Raw genomic sequence first — 13,833 nt, 5'->3', positions numbered from 1 at the left:
CCGCCGCCGACCGCCCCGGCCACGGCCGCCCCGTACCGGTCATACCGGGCGGATCAGGCCTCCGGCCAGGCCCGCGGCGATCGCGGCGGTACGGCTGTCGACGTCGAGCTTGTCGTAGATGTGCACCAGGTGCGTCTTGACGGTGGCCTCGCTGATGAACAGGCGGCGGGAGATCTGCTTGTTGGCCAGCCCCTCGGCCAGGAGCCCCAGGATCTCCCGCTCGCGCGGCGACAGGGTGGGCCGGCCCGCCCGGACCCGGCCGAGCAGCCGGGCGGCGACGGGCGGGGCGAGGACGGTCTCGCCGCGGGCGGCGGCCCGCACGGCGCCGACGACGTCCTCGGGGTCCGCGTCCTTGAGGAGGTAGCCGGTGGCCCCGGCCTCCACGGCGGCGAGGATGTCGGCGTCGGTGCTGTAGGTCGTGAGGATCAGCACGGCGGGCGGGTCCGGCAGGGCGGTGATCCGGCGGGTGGCCTCGACGCCGTGCATGCCGTCGCCCATCTGGAGGTCCATGAGCACGACGTCGGGCCACGCGCCCCGGTCGAGGCCGTCGAGCAGCCGCAGCGCGGCGGCGCCGTCCGCGGCCTCGCCGACCGCCTCCACCTCGGGCAGGTCGTCCACCATGGCCCGCAGCCCGCGCCGCACCACGGGGTGGTCGTCGACGAGGAGCACCCGAACGACACCGCTGACGCCGCTCACCCGTTCACCCGCGCTTCCCCGTGGGCGCGGGCGGCCCCCGGTACCGGCAGGGCGGCCGCGACGGCCGTGCCCTCGCCGGGGGCGGACTCGACGGTGAGGGTGCCGCCGAGTTCGGCGATGCGCTCGCGCATGCCGTGCAGGCCGAAGGTCCGGCGCCCGTCGGCGGGCCCGTCGCCGGGCGTGAAGCCGACGCCGTCGTCGTAGATGTCGAGGGTCACCTGTTCGTCGAGATAGGCGAGGGTCACCGCGGTGAGGTCGGCGCGCGCGTGCCGGGCGACGTTGGTGAGCGCCTCCTGCGTCAGCCGCAGCAGGGCGACCTCGGCCTCCACGGGCAGCGGACAGGGCTCGCCGTCCAGGTGGAACACGGCGCCCGGCACCGTACGGGCGGTGGCGCGGCGCAGCGCCTCGGGGAGGGGCGCGTCCTCCAGGGCGGGCGGGGTGAGGGCGTGGACGAAGCGGCGGGCTTCGGCGAGGTTGTCGGACGCGGTCCGCCCGACCTCGCGCATGCGGGCGCGTGCCGCGTCGGCGTCGCCCGCCCCGGCGGCGGTCTCGGCGGCTCGGGCGAGCAGGACGATGCTGGACAGGCCCTGGGCGAGGGTGTCGTGGATCTCGCGGGCGAGCCGCTGCCGTTCGGCGAGCCGGCCCGCTTCGCGCTGGGTGGCGGCCAGTTCGTCCCTGGTGCGCATGAGGTCGTCGATCAGGCGTTGCCGCTGACGGCTCTCCCGGTAGAGCGCCGCGTAGCCGTAGGCGGTCAGGACGGCGACCGCCGCTCCGGCCGTCGGGCCGATGACCTTGGCGGCGGTGAGGCCGCCGGGTCCGGTGGCCTGTGCGGCCACGACGGCGGCGGTGGCGGCGGCCACGGCGGGCAGGGACCAGCGCACCGGCAGGGTGTGCAGGAAGAGGAAGAAGAGCGGGAAGACGACGTAGCTGAAGCCCCGGTCCAGGACGAGGAGCCCGAGCCACAGCGCGGTGACGGCCGCGAGCCAGAGCCCCGGGCGCCCGCCCGTGAGCCGCTGCCGTGCCGCGCCGACGCCGTACACGGCGGCGAGCACGAGGCCGGGTGCCACGACGGCCGCGGGCTTCGCCCCGAGGAGGGCGGGGCCGAGCGCGACGGCGAGCAGGACGTAGAACGCGCCGTGCAGCGCGAGGCGGACGAGCCGCAGCGCGGGTCCCCTGGCGGGGGCGGTCCCGGTCGCGGGCGGGGGCGCGGAGATCGGGCCCGGCGTGGCTTCAGACCCCGACGGCATGGGTACGGCCACGTCCACCGGGCCCGCGCACATGCCACCCCGTCTGGTCGTCAGGCCTGGGGCCGCCGGCCCCACGGGGCGGGGCACGGCCGCCGGCGCCGCGGGGCCGTCCGCAGGGCCCGAGGGCACCCGGGGCCCGCCCTCCCGCGCCGCCGGGGCGGTGTCGCTCGCTCGGTTCACCCCATCGAGCGTACGGGCACCCTCCGTGAGGCTCTCCCGCTCGCCCATCAACCGTTCGATTGATTTCCGCGTGCACCGGACGGACGGCGCGAGGACCGTTCCTTGCCCCGATGGCGGCGGGCACCACGCGCGGGACGGTGGAGGGGTCCAGACCAGAGCCCCGGGAGGGTTCCGTTGTTCGTCGCGCTCCGTGACATCCGTTTCGCCAAGGGGCGGTTCGCCCTGATGGGCTCGGTGGTCACGCTCATCACCACGCTGGTGGTCTTTCTCTACGGTCTGACCGACGGACTGGCCCGGGAGGCGACGTCGGCCGTCTCCGGGCTGCCGGCGGACCGGATCGTCTTCGGTGCCCCGCCCGGGGCCGCGCCCGAGGTGTCGTTCGGCGACAGCACGCTCGACGACGGGCAGATCCGCGCGTGGCGCCGGGCGCCGGGCGTCACGTCCGCCGAGCCGTTCGGCGTCGCGATAACCCGGCTGACGGCGGGCCGTGCGGCCGCCGACCGTACGGCGACGTCGGTGAGCGTCATCGGTTCGGCCCAGCGGCTGCGGCCCGCGCTGCTGACCGGCTCCGCCCCCGGGGACGGCCAGGTGGCGGTGAGCGGGAGCGTCGCGCGTGACGGCGGGCTGCGGGTGGGCGACCGGGTGACGCTCGGCACGCGCGAGCTGACCGTCTCGGGCGTCACCGCCGACCGCAGCCACGGGCACGCGCCGAGCGTGTGGACGACGCTCGCGACCTGGCAGGGGGTCGGCCATCAGCGGCAGCCGACCGCGCTCGCCGTCGACGGCCCCGGCCGGCCCGCCGGGGCCGTCGCGGGGACCACGAAGGCGGTCCCGGTGGAGGACGCGCTCGACGGGATCGACGGCTACGCCGCCGAGCACGGCACGCTCCGGCTCGTCCAGGGGTTCCTGTTCGTGGTGAGCGCGCTGGTCGTGGGGGCGTTCTTCACGGTGTGGACGGTGCAGCGGCGCCCGGATGTGGCGGTGCTCAAGGCCGTGGGGGCGAGCAGTGGCTATCTGGTGCGCGACGCCCTCGCCCAGGCGCTGGTCGTGCTGGTGGCCGGGGCCGCGCTGGGCGGCGCGGCCGGTGCGGCCGGCGGTGCGCTGGCGTCGGCCGCGGTGCCGTTCGAGCTGAGCGCGGCGACGGCGGCCGTGCCGGTGGCGGCGATGGTGCTGCTGGGGCTGGCGGGCTCGGCACTGGCCGTGCGCCGCATCACGTCCGTGGATCCCCTGACCGCGTTGGGAGCCGGCCGATGAGCGCCGCGTCCGTTCCGTCGAGGAAGGTCGTTTTGTCGAGGGAAGCCGTTCTGTCGATGGAAGCCGTGAAACTCACCTATCCGGACGGTGAGCGGAGGCTGACCGCGCTGGACGAGGTCTCCCTGACCGTGGCGGCGGGCGAGCTGGCGGCCGTCGTGGGGCCGTCCGGCTCCGGGAAGTCGACGCTGCTCGCGGTGGCGGCGACCCTGCTGCGCCCGGACTCCGGCCGGGTGGTCGTGGCCGGAGCGGACACCGCGGAAATGAGCGCCGGGGAGCGTACGGCGCTGCGGCGCGAGCGGATCGGCATCGTGTTCCAGCAGCCGAACCTGCTGCCGTCCCTGACGGCCGTGGAACAGCTGCTGGTGGTGGAGCACCTGCGGGGCGGGAACGTCCGGGCCGCGCGGGCACGGGCGGCCGGGCTGCTGGAGTCGGTCGGGCTCGACGCGGGCCGCCGCCGGCGCCGCCCGCACGAGCTGTCGGGGGGCGAGCGGCAGCGGGTGAACATCGCCCGCGCCCTGTTCGCCGGCCCGTCCGTCCTGCTGGTGGACGAGCCGACGTCTGCCCTGGATCACGAGCGCGGTGCGCGGATCGTGGACCTGCTGGCCGAGGTGACGCGTACGCACGGCACGGCGACGGTCCTGGTCACGCACGACCGGGGGCTGCTCGGCCGCGCGGACCGGGTGCTGTCCATGCGGGACGGCCGCCTGGACTGACCCCCGCACCGCCCCCGGCGGTCAGTCCGTGCCCTCGTCCCGGCTCTCGTCCTTGCGCTCCGTCTCGTCCTCGTCGTTGTGGGCGTAGAGCTTGAGGACGGGGACACCCACCTTGTGGCGGGCGCGCGAGGCCCAGTCCCGGTGGAAGAACTCCTCGACCAGGTGCGGGGCGGTCAGCACGATCACCTCGTCGGCGTGCGTCTGGTCCACGACGGACCGCAGCAGGTCCAGCGGGTGACCGTCGACGATCTGGCCCACGGCCTCGCTGCCCGCCTCGCGGAGCAGTCTGAGCGAGTGTTCGAGGGCGAGGGCGGCGGGCCGCACGGCCTGCTCGCCCTCGGGCTCGTCGGCCTCGTGGACAGCCTGCTCCAGCTCGCCGAGCGCCACGTCGTCGATGGCCCGCAGCAGGCGGTCCTCGGCACCTCTGGGCTGCATCAGGACCACGAAGGACATCGCGTCGTCGTGGAGGGTGGTGACGAACTCGACATCGGTGACGGACAGCGGTTGCTCGATCATCAATACGCTCGTGAACACGGTGGGAGCCCTTCTGCTACGTGGGCCACCGGGCCCAACAGAAACCATCCTGCGCGTGCCCTCCATGGGCCCGCCTGTTGTGATCTCGTGCCCCTCGAGGACGCGTCTGACTCAATTCTGCCCACCGGAAGCTAACCGGAGCAGTAAATTCCGCCGATTGTCAGACCCTCCGGTAGCCGGTGAACAGAAAACCGCCCTCCTCGATGACGGAGGCGAGAGCGAATCGTTCCGGCACGGCGAGCGGCGGACCGTTCATGATGCGCGGCGCGGTACCGGCGGCGACCAGCGGAGCCAGCGACAGGCACATCTCGTCCAGCACCCGCGCCCCCGCGAACTGGCCCAGCAGCCGTGGCCCGCCCTCCGTGAGCAGCCGTGTCAGCCCCCGCTCGGCCAGCACCGCCGGCACCCGCGCGGGGTCCACGCGGCGCCCCTGGCCCGCCGTGACGACCTCCGCGCCCGCCTCGCGTGCCGCGGCGATCCGCCCCGCCGGGGCGTCCTCACCGGTCAGCACGATCGTCGGCACCAGGGGCGAGGTGAACAGGGGGAGCGAGAAGTCCAGGTCGAGCCCGGCGCTGACGACCGCGATCACCGGCGCCACGGGCTGGCCGAGCGCCGCCCGCCGCGCCGCGAACGCCTCCCGGGCGCGCGCGGGGCGGTAGCCCTCCTGCCGTACGGTCTCGGCCCCGACCACGACGGCGTCGGCGAGGCCGCGCAGGGTGCCGAAGATCCGCATGTCGGCCTCGGAGGACAGCGGCTGCGAGCGCCCCTCGTGGTGGGCGGCGCCGTCGAGCGAGGAGACCATGTTGGCCCGCAGCCACGGACGCCCGCCGCCACCCGTCGTCTCGGGGTAGGCATAGGCGTCCGCCAGTTCGTCCAGCCCCCATTCGCGGTCTTCGAGGTCGGAGGGGGCCAGCGGGGAGGGGAACAGGCGTCGCATAGGCGGCAGTGTGGCACGCCCCGGACGGCTCGCACCGCCGCCTCGACCGAGGGTGTCGCGCGCAGCGACTACCCTGGACGGTTGTGTCGTCCTCCACCGCTTCCCCCGCCTCCCCCGGCCCCGCCGACCCCGCCGCCGACGGGCCGCTCGCGCTGACCTCCCGCGCACCGCACGTGCCCGCCGACCGCCTGGTCGCCGAGATGGTGCCGCCGCCGCGCTTCGACTCGGTGCGGTTCGACAACTACATCCCCGACGCCAACCAGCCCAGCCAGGCCGAGGCCGTGCGGGTGCTCGCCGGCTTCGCGGCCGGGCTCGGGGGCGGCGCGAGCGCGAGCGGCGCGGGGCGCAAGCGCTGGTTCCGGCGCGAGGCGAAGCCCGCCGTCCCCGCCGGCCCGCGCGGCGTCTACCTCGACGGCGGCTACGGCGTCGGCAAGACGCACCTGCTGGCCTCCCTCTGGCACGCCACCCCCGCCGCCCCGGAGCACAAGGCGTTCGGCACCTTCGTGGAGCTGACCAACCTCGTCGGCGCGCTGGGCTTCCAGCAGACCGTGCGGACGCTGAGCGGCCACCGGCTGCTGTGCATCGACGAATTCGAGCTGGACGACCCGGGCGACACCGTGCTCGTCTCGACCCTGCTGGGCAAGCTGGTCGACGCGGGCGTGGCGCTCGCCGCGACGTCCAACACGCTGCCGGGCAAGCTCGGCGAGGGCCGGTTCGCCTCCGCCGACTTCCTGCGCGAGATCCAGGGCCTGTCCGCGCACTTCCGCCCCCTGCGCATCGACGGTGAGGACTACCGCCACCGCGGCCTGCCCGAGGCCCCGGCCCCGTTCGACGACGACACCGTCAAGCGGGTGGCGCACGCGACGGAGGGCGCCTCGCTCGACGACTTCCCCGCTCTGCTCGACCACCTGTCCAAGGTGCACCCGAGCCGCTACGGCGCCATGTGCGACTCCCTGCGGGCCGTGTGCCTGACCGGCGTGGAGCCGATCCCGGACCAGTCGACCGCGCTGCGGCTCGTGGTGCTCGCCGACCGGCTCTACGACCGCGAGATCCCGGTGCTGGCGTCGGGCCGGCCGTTCGACGAACTGTTCAGCGAGGAGATGCTGAACGGCGGGTACAAGAAGAAGTACTTCCGAGCCATATCGCGGCTCACTGCCCTCGCCCGCGACGCGAAGTCGCTGGTCAAGGAGTAGCGGCGGATCCTGGGGCGGCACCCGGGGGCGCGTTCTTCGGATGATGTGTCCGATACGGTTCCCCCGTGTCCCCCAAGATCCATCCCCCGCGTGCCCGGCGGGTCCTCGCTGCCGCCGCCGTGCTGCTGTGCAGCACGCTGGCGGCCTGCGGCGCGGACGGCTCCGGTGCCGCCGCGCCCGGGAAGCCCTCCGCCGCGGCCTCGCGCCCCGCGGTGACGCCCACCGCGCCCACGGCCCCCACGACGCCCGCCGGCGGGTCGGCCGCGCCGACCCTCCCGCCCGGGCCCGGCGGGGCCGCCCCCGTCTTCTCGCACGGCAAGCGCGACGGCGGCAAGCGGGTCGCCCTCACCTTCGACGCCGACATGACGGCGGACCAGGACGAGCGGGCGGCGCGGGGCGAGCGGTTCGACAATCCTCAGCTCATCGCGACCCTGCGGCGGCTGAAGGTGCCCGCCACCGTCTTCATGACCGGCAAGTGGGCGGAGCAGTACCCGGCGCAGGCCCGCTCCATCGGCGGCGACCCGCTCTTCGAGGTGGCCAACCACTCGTACGCGCACCACGCGTTCTCCACCCCCTGCTACAAGCTGCCGACCGTCCCCCTCAAGGGCGCCCGCGCCGATGTGGAGCGCGCCTTCGACGCCTTCCGCCGCGCCGGGGTCAAGAACACCGTCCCGTACTTCCGCTTCCCCGGCGGCTGTCACAACGACGCCGTGCTGCGCGCCATCGGCCCGACGAAGGCGACGGCCGTGCAGTGGGACGTGGTCAGCGGCGACGCCTTCGCCAAGCAGGCCGGCCCGGTGGCCAGGGAGGTGCTGTCGCAGGTGAAGCCCGGCTCGGTGGTGGTGATGCACTGCACGCGCAGCGCGGCACCGGTCACGGAGGAGGCGATCCGGCGGATCGTGCCGGAACTGCGTGCCAGGGGCTACGAGTTCGTCCGGGTCTCCGACCTGATCGCCGGTCGCTGACCGTCCGAGGGCACGTCAGCCGGAACAGGCCGTCCGCTGGGCTTCCTGCCATGCGCAGACCGGGCACAGCGTGCTGCCGGGCCGGTCCGAGGGGTATTCGGTGGGCTCGCCGCACTGCACGCAGTCCGCGAAGCCCGTCGGCCGACGGTCGTTCGTGCCGTCGTTCATGTCGTCGTCCGTGCCGTCGTTCATCTCGCTCCGTCTCTCTCGGCCACCGGTCCGTACGAGCCCCTCACGTCCCGCCGCCCGGCTGCCGCGCACTGAGCGCGCAGGCCACGGACATGGCCGCCGCCGCGAGCACGGCGGCCACGGCGAGCGGCACCAGCGGCACGGTCACGGTCGCGGTCCGGGAGCCGTTGACCAGCCCGTTCACGGCGGCCCTCGCGGGCGATCCGCCGACGAACAGCACCACGAACGCCCCGAGCACGGTCGTCGGCACCGCCCACGCGGTGCTGCGCAGCACCGGCCGGTTGCAGACCGCCCCGACCGCCGCCCCGAGCAGCACACACGTCACGGCGGCCAGCAGCCCCGCCCCGGCCGCGGACCAGACCGGCAGGTCCTCGTGGCGGGTGCCGCGCGGGTCGCTGACCGCCGTGACGAACGCGGTGCCCACGACGGCGAGGCCCGTCGCGGCGAGCAGCGCGGTGAGCAGCGCCGCGAGATGGACGCGGGCCGGGCCGGCCGCGGCGGCCGCGCAGTCCCGGGCGGCGCCCGGCTCGTTCGTCACGCACACCCGCACCAGCCACGCGGTCACCGGCAGCAGCACGGCCGCCGCGAAGCCGAGCGAGTCCAGGATCGGCTCGCCGGTCTGCACCCCGATGGCCATGAGGGCCAGGTAGAGCAGCAGCGGGGGCAGCCACCGGTGCGAGCGGGCCAGCAGGGCGGCCTGGTAGCGGAGCAGTGCGGTCATCGGCCCGGCTCTCCTTCGACGTGGGCGGGCTCCGTCGTCGTCACGGCGCGTATGTGCCACGCGGGGCGGGCCGCCAGGAGGGCCCGCAGCAGGGCGTCCGAGTGCGCGGCGGCGACGGTCAGGCGGTGGACGGCGGGCGCGTCGGGTGCCACGGGGCCGAGGGGCCCGTGCACGGGATCGCCGGGCAGTCCCTCGGGCAGGTGGGCGCCGGACGGCCCCTCGGCCTCGATACTCACCCGCGGACCGGCGGGGCGGGCCGCGGACCGTCCCCGGGGGCCCGGGAGCCCGTCCCGTAGGTCCGCGGCACCTGCTGTGCCCGCCGAGGCCACCGCGACCAGCCGTCCCGCGTCCACGCGGAAGACCGCGTCGGGCACGCCCGCCAGGCGGCCCGGGTCGTGGTCGACGTAGACGACCGTGGCTCCGGCCGCCACGCGGTCCGTCACGGCACGGTCGAGGACGGCCCGGGAGGCCTGGTCGAGACCGGTCCAGGCCTCGTCGAGAACGAGCAGGCCGGGGTCGGCGAGCAGGCCCTGGGCCACGGCGACCTTCTGGCTGCTGCCCTTGGAGAGTTCGGACAGGCGGGTACGGGCGTGCTCGGCGGCGCCGAAGCGCTCCAGCCATAGGGCGGCGGCGCTCGCGGCGGCGGAACGGCTCAGACCGTGGACGCGGCCGAGCATCGTCAGATAGCCGATGGCCGTGAAGGGCAGCGCGGCGGGAAAGCGCTCGGGGACGAACGCGGTGCGCGGCCGGCCGGTGATCCGGCCGGTGGTGGGGGCGTCGATGCCGGCGAGCAGGCGCAGCAGCGTGGACTTGCCGCTGCCGTTGGCGCCTTCGATGCGCACCAGCGATCCCGGCCGCACATCGAGGTCGACCCCCCGCAGTACCCACGAGCCGCCGATCCCATAGCGACGCCCGACCCCCGTCAGTCTCATGGGCAACACAGTAACGGGCGGCTGCGCGTTCGAAGCGGCTGGCAGACTGGGGGCGTGACCAGCTCTGACACCGCTTCCGAGACCGTTTCCGAGACCGCCGCCCGGACCGGGGCCGCCGACCCGCGCGACGAGTTCCCGCAGTTCGTCCTGCCGCTCGTGGTGCGGATCGAGAAGACCGAGCCGCCGTCCCGTACGGACGCCCTTCAGACGGCGGCGCGCGCGGTGCTCGCCATGCTCTCCGACGAGCGGTCCCAGGGCGAGGGCGACGAAGAGGGCGAGTGGGCGCAAGCCGTCCGGAACTGGCAGGACGCCCGGATCCGCAAGGTGGTGCGCCGGGCGCGCGGTGCGGAGTGGCGGCGGGCGGCACAGCTGCCGGGGATCACCGTGACGGGAGCGGCGGCCGAGGTGCGGGTCTTCCCGCCCGTGCCGCTGGACGGCTGGCCCAAGGAGCTGGTCAAGCTTCAGGTGTCGGGCACGGACCTGGCCGACCCCGAGCCCCCGGCCGCACCGGACCCCGCACGGCCGGTGCTGTGGCTGAACCCGGACCTGGACATGTCGGCGGGCAAGGCGATGGCGCAGGCCGGGCACGGAGCGCATCTCGCCTGGTGGGGGCTGGACGAAGCGGCGCGCGCGGCCTGGCGGGAAGCCGGTTTCGCGCTGTCGGTGCGGACCGCCGACCCGGCGCGCTGGGCGGAGCTGACGACGAGCGGACTGCCGGTCGTGCGGGACGCGGGGTTCACCGAGATCGCGCCCGGGTCGTGCACGGTCGTCGCGGACCACCCGACACTTCGGGGTTGTCCGACCATCGGGTGATACTGGGCCGGAACATCTGTACTGGCGCCAGGGAGTACGAAGTTGACGAGGGCGAATAGGGCGAATCAGCCCAACCGGTCAAAGTGGTTCTCGTACGCCGGGCAGACCCTGGGCGCCTCGGCCCTCGTGCTCGCGATCGTCGCCGGGCTGGCGTTCGGCGACGCCAACGAGAAGGACGACCGGAAGGACACCGCCGCCTCCCCGGAAGCGGACACCTCGGCGCGGAGCGGGGCCGGCGGCACCCAGAAGAAGAAGCCGGAAGAAGAGAAGTGGGACGGCAAGGTCAGGGTGCTCGGCGACGGCTCGACGTCCTACACCGGTCCGCAGCCCAAGCAGCCGAAGGCCGAGAAGCTGAAGCCGGGCGAGAAGCCGCCGCAGTTCGTGGTCTTCTCCTGGGACGGCGCGCTGTCGGGCGACGACAACCTGTTCGCGCACTTCCGCGAGGTCGCCAAGCAGAACGACGCGCAGATGACGTTCTTCCTCAGCTCGATGTATCTGCTGCCGAAGTCGAAGGCGACGCTGTACAAGCCGCCGCAGCACAAGCCTGGCGACGCGGCGATCTCCTACGCGACCGACCCGCACATCAAGGACACCATCTCGCAGCTCCGTGGTGCGTGGCTGGACGGAAACGAGATAGGCACCCACTTCAACGGCCATTTCTGCGGGCCCAAGGGCGGTGGCGAATGGAGCCCGGCCGAGTGGAAGAGCGAGATCGATCAGTCGTACTCCTTCGTGCAGAACTGGAAGACGAACACGGGCTACCAGGACCTTCCGCCGCTGCCCTTCGACTTCAAGAAGGAGCTGGTGGGCGGCCGCGCCCCCTGTCTGGAGGGTCAGAAGTCGCTCCTGACGGCGGCGAAGTCCTACGGCTGGCGCTACGACGCCAGCTCGCCCGGTGACTTCCAGCTCTGGCCGTCCCAGATCAACGGCATCTGGAATTTCCCGCTGCAGCTGCTCCCGTATCCGAAGAGCGAGAAGCAGGTCCTGTCCATGGACTTCAATTTCCTCTACAACCAGTCCGGCGGCACGACCAAGGGCGACCCTGCCAAGTACGCCGAGTGGCGGAAGCTGACCCGGGACGGTTACCTCAACGGCTTCGAGCGGGTCTACAACGGCAGCCGGGCACCGATGTTCGTCGGCAACCACTTCGAGGACTGGAACGGCGGCATATACATGAAGGCCGTCGAGGACGTCGTGAAGTCGGTCTGCAAGCGGGACGGGGTGCGGTGCGTGTCCTTCAAGCAGCTCGCCGACTGGCTGGACGCGCAGGACCCGAAGGTGCTGACGAAGCTGCGCGGCCTGGACCCGGCACAGGCGCCGAACTGGCAGACGTTCCTCAAATAGTCCCCGGCCGCGCCCCGGCCCCCGCGTCGGGGGCCGGGGCGCGGTCGTTCACTTCCCCAGCTCGGTCATGTACGCCGTCCAGATGCCGATCGGGTACGGGCTGCCGGAGACGGACGCCGCCGCGCCGCCGAGCCCGGTCAGCGGCTGCAGCGCCTGGCTCTTCGGGTCGATGCGGGAGAGCGAGACGGCGGTCGAGAGGGTGCCGCGGTAGCCGACGAACCAGGCCGACTTGTTGTCCGGTCCGGTGCCCGCCTTCCCCGCCGCATCGGCCCCGGCGGCCCGTGCCGTACCGGCGGTGCCGCGCCGGACCGTGTCGCGCAGCGCGTCGTCCACGGCGCCGGCCACGGACGCGGGCAGGGCCCGCTCGGCCGTCGGCTTGTCCACCGGGACGGCGTCGCCGTTGCGGGTGAGCCGGGTGACGGAGTAGGGCTCGCTGTGCGCGCCCCGGGCGGCGAAGGTGGCGTAGGCCCCGGCCATCCGGATGGCGCTGGGCGTGGTGGTGCCGAGGGAGAAGGCGGGCACCCGGGGGCCGAGGCTGGAGGCGAGCAGCCCCGTCTGGACGGCCGTACGGCCCACCCGGTCCAGGCCGACGTCCATGCCCAGCTGCATGATCGGGGCGTTGACGCCCTTCACCACCGCCTCCCGCAGCGGCACCTTGCCCCAGGACTTGCCGCCCTCGTTGCGCGCCTTCACGATCTTCCCGGAGCGGTCCCAGTACGGGCCCTCGGGCGTCTTGATCGTCACCTTGTCGTTGCCGTCGTAGACGGTGGCCGGGGTCACGGGCACGCGCGGCTTGCCGCGCTCGCGCTGGACGCCGTCGCGCAGGGCGGCCGCGTAGACGAAGGGGGTGAAGGCGGTGCCCGCCGGGACGACGGAGGAGTTGGCGTCGTTGAACCCCTGCTTGAGGTAGTCCGGCCCGCCGATGAGGGCGACGATGCGCCCGTCGGTGGTGACCGAGGCGGCGCCGATGCGGACGTTCCGGTCGGCCTCCCGGCGCTCGGGGTCGAGCCGGCCCCGGACGTCCGCCACGGCCTTCTTGAGCGCCTCGACCTTCGGCTTCTCGAACGTGGTGCGGATCTGGTAGCCGCCGAGGTCGAAGTCGGCGTCGGAGACCTCGGTGTGGGCGCTCACATAGGCGCGGGCGGTCTCCACGAGATAGCCCGTCTGCCCGTTCAGCCCGGCCGGCTTGGGCGGGGCCTTGGGCTCGGGGAACGTGGTGTAGCCGGCCCGCTCCTTCGGGGAGAGCCTGCCGATGGTGACCATCCGGTCGAGGATCCAGTTCCAGCGTTCCACGGCCCGCTCGTGGTTCGCGCGGCTGATCGCCGGGTCGTACAGGGCGGCCCCCTTGAGCAGCGAGGCCAGCACCGCGCCCTCGCTGGCGGTGAGCTGCGAGACGTCCTTGCCGTAGTAGGCGTGGGCGGCGCGCTGGATGCCGTAGGTGCCGCGCCCGTACCAGCTGGTGTTGAGGTAGCCCTCCAGGATCTCCGACTTGGTCATCTTGTTGTCCAGCTTGATGGCGATGAACATCTCGGTGAGCTTGCGGGTGAAGGTCTGCTCCTGGTTGAGGTAGGCGTTCTTCACGTACTGCTGGGTGATGGTGGACCCGCCCTGGGTCTCCCCACCCGTGATCATCCTGGTGAGGGCGCGGGTGATGCCGCTGACGGAGATCCCGCTGTCGGAGTAGAAGGTCTCGTTCTCGGCGGCCAGCGCCGCCCAGCGCACCTTCTCGGGGACCTTCTCCAGGGCGGTGTCCTGCCGGTTGACCTCGCCGGTACGGGCCATCTCGGTGCCGTCGGCCCAGTAGTAGACGTTGTCCTGCTGGGTGGCGAAGGCGTTGAGGTCGGTGGGTATCTCCGTGCGCGCGTAGAGGACGCCGACGAGGGCTGAGAACGCGCCGATGACGAGGGCGGTCGCGCCGAGGCTCTGGCGCCAGGACGGCACCCAGCGGCGGAAGCCGCGCCGCCCCGGGCGGGGGTAGGCGGGGCGCAGCCGCCTGAGGAGGTGGGAGGCGGGCCGACTGCGGCGGACCGGGGCGGCGTGGTTCCGGGCGTGCGCCCCATTTCGACGTTCGAACACCGCTCGACCCTACGGCCCGGGTCAAATTCCCGGGATGAA

Annotated in this window: 14 protein-coding genes; 6 read left to right on the top strand and 8 right to left on the bottom strand. The window is 73.8% G+C overall.

The window, feature by feature from the left end:
* Window positions 1-39 precede the first annotated feature (39 nt).
* Together FHS38_RS29835 and FHS38_RS29830 are read right to left on the bottom strand one after the other, a co-directional pair.
* Window positions 40-696: a response regulator gene (locus FHS38_RS29835; protein ID WP_184738835.1), complete on the bottom strand. Its 657-nt coding sequence runs from the start codon at window positions 694-696 to the stop codon at window positions 40-42.
* Window positions 693-1,943 carry a sensor histidine kinase gene (locus FHS38_RS29830; RefSeq protein ID WP_184738833.1) on the bottom strand — a complete coding sequence of 417 codons (1,251 nt, stop codon included), beginning with the start codon at window positions 1,941-1,943 and terminating at the stop codon, window positions 693-695. Before FHS38_RS29830 ends, FHS38_RS29835 begins: the two co-directional genes overlap by 4 nt.
* A gap of 354 nt (window positions 1,944-2,297) precedes the next feature.
* On the opposite strand from FHS38_RS29830, the gene FHS38_RS29825 reads away from it, so the two are divergent.
* Together FHS38_RS29825 and FHS38_RS29820 are read left to right on the top strand one after the other, a co-directional pair.
* Window positions 2,298-3,377: an ABC transporter permease gene (locus FHS38_RS29825; protein ID WP_184738831.1), complete on the top strand. Its 1,080-nt coding sequence runs from the start codon at window positions 2,298-2,300 to the stop codon at window positions 3,375-3,377.
* 56 nt (window positions 3,378-3,433) lie between these two features.
* Window positions 3,434-4,090, top strand: coding sequence for an ABC transporter ATP-binding protein (locus FHS38_RS29820; RefSeq protein ID WP_229822812.1), 657 nt, complete (start codon window positions 3,434-3,436; stop codon window positions 4,088-4,090).
* Window positions 4,091-4,111: 21 nt separating this feature from the next.
* Here the strand turns inward: FHS38_RS29820 and FHS38_RS29815 are convergent, their stop codons facing one another.
* Complete coding sequence (locus FHS38_RS29815; protein WP_221495516.1) at window positions 4,112-4,606, bottom strand: indole-3-glycerol phosphate synthase; 495 nt, start codon at window positions 4,604-4,606, stop codon at window positions 4,112-4,114.
* Between the two features lie 178 nt (window positions 4,607-4,784).
* Window positions 4,785-5,561 carry a pyrimidine reductase family protein gene (locus FHS38_RS29810; protein WP_184738826.1) on the bottom strand — a complete coding sequence of 259 codons (777 nt, stop codon included), beginning with the start codon at window positions 5,559-5,561 and terminating at the stop codon, window positions 4,785-4,787.
* Between the two features lie 83 nt (window positions 5,562-5,644).
* Between FHS38_RS29810 and zapE the strand changes: the two genes are divergently transcribed.
* Together zapE and FHS38_RS29800 are read left to right on the top strand one after the other, a co-directional pair.
* A complete protein-coding gene (gene zapE, locus FHS38_RS29805; RefSeq protein WP_184738824.1) occupies window positions 5,645-6,754 on the top strand; it encodes a cell division protein ZapE in 1,110 nt (369 codons plus the stop codon).
* 65 nt (window positions 6,755-6,819) lie between these two features.
* A complete protein-coding gene (locus FHS38_RS29800) occupies window positions 6,820-7,719 on the top strand; it encodes a polysaccharide deacetylase family protein (protein ID WP_373301860.1) in 900 nt (299 codons plus the stop codon).
* Window positions 7,720-7,734: 15 nt separating this feature from the next.
* On the opposite strand, the gene FHS38_RS29795 is transcribed toward FHS38_RS29800, so the two are convergent.
* From FHS38_RS29795 to FHS38_RS29785, 3 genes are read right to left on the bottom strand one after another with little or no spacing between them, the layout of a single operon-like run.
* Window positions 7,735-7,911, bottom strand: coding sequence for a hypothetical protein (locus FHS38_RS29795; protein ID WP_184738822.1), 177 nt, complete (start codon window positions 7,909-7,911; stop codon window positions 7,735-7,737).
* 40 nt (window positions 7,912-7,951) lie between these two features.
* Window positions 7,952-8,629, bottom strand: coding sequence for an ABC transporter (locus FHS38_RS29790; protein ID WP_184738820.1), 678 nt, complete (start codon window positions 8,627-8,629; stop codon window positions 7,952-7,954).
* A complete protein-coding gene (locus tag FHS38_RS29785; protein ID WP_184738818.1) occupies window positions 8,626-9,561 on the bottom strand; it encodes an ATP-binding cassette domain-containing protein in 936 nt (311 codons plus the stop codon). The genes FHS38_RS29790 and FHS38_RS29785 overlap by 4 nt, the downstream gene beginning before the upstream one ends.
* A 54-nt stretch (window positions 9,562-9,615) precedes the next feature.
* Between FHS38_RS29785 and FHS38_RS29780 the strand changes: the two genes are divergently transcribed.
* Both FHS38_RS29780 and FHS38_RS29775 read left to right on the top strand, forming a co-directional pair.
* On the top strand, window positions 9,616-10,374 hold the full coding sequence (locus tag FHS38_RS29780) for a peptidyl-tRNA hydrolase (RefSeq protein WP_184738816.1): 759 nt from the start codon (window positions 9,616-9,618) through the stop codon (window positions 10,372-10,374).
* A 42-nt stretch (window positions 10,375-10,416) separates the two neighbouring features.
* Window positions 10,417-11,718: a polysaccharide deacetylase family protein gene (locus FHS38_RS29775; protein WP_373301861.1), complete on the top strand. Its 1,302-nt coding sequence runs from the start codon at window positions 10,417-10,419 to the stop codon at window positions 11,716-11,718.
* Between the two features lie 48 nt (window positions 11,719-11,766).
* Here FHS38_RS29775 and FHS38_RS29770 read toward each other — a convergent pair whose 3' ends face one another.
* Entirely contained in the window at window positions 11,767-13,794 is a 2,028-nt protein-coding gene (locus FHS38_RS29770) for a transglycosylase domain-containing protein (protein ID WP_229822813.1), read from the bottom strand.
* Window positions 13,795-13,833 lie beyond the last annotated feature (39 nt).

This window comes from Streptomyces netropsis (assembly GCF_014203545.1).
Lineage (GTDB): Bacteria > Actinomycetota > Actinomycetes > Streptomycetales > Streptomycetaceae > Streptomyces > Streptomyces netropsis.
Note: the sequence above shows the minus strand (reverse complement) of the source record. Positions and strands in the feature narration are given on the sequence as shown.

What these genes read in the sequence shown, in the direction of transcription:
- FHS38_RS29830 (WP_184738833.1), bottom strand. Translation starts at nt 1,943, where the DNA reads ATGCCGTCGGGGTCTGAAGCCACGCCGGGCCCGATCTCCGCGCCCCCG.
- FHS38_RS29820 (WP_229822812.1), top strand. Translation starts at nt 3,434, where the DNA reads ATGGAAGCCGTGAAACTCACCTATCCGGACGGTGAGCGGAGGCTGACC.
- FHS38_RS29815 (WP_221495516.1), bottom strand. Translation starts at nt 4,606, where the DNA reads ATGATCGAGCAACCGCTGTCCGTCACCGATGTCGAGTTCGTCACCACC.
- FHS38_RS29810 (WP_184738826.1), bottom strand. Translation starts at nt 5,561, where the DNA reads ATGCGACGCCTGTTCCCCTCCCCGCTGGCCCCCTCCGACCTCGAAGAC.
- FHS38_RS29795 (WP_184738822.1), bottom strand. Translation starts at nt 7,911, where the DNA reads ATGAACGACGGCACGGACGACGACATGAACGACGGCACGAACGACCGT.
- FHS38_RS29790 (WP_184738820.1), bottom strand. Translation starts at nt 8,629, where the DNA reads ATGACCGCACTGCTCCGCTACCAGGCCGCCCTGCTGGCCCGCTCGCAC.
- FHS38_RS29785 (WP_184738818.1), bottom strand. Translation starts at nt 9,561, where the DNA reads ATGAGACTGACGGGGGTCGGGCGTCGCTATGGGATCGGCGGCTCGTGG.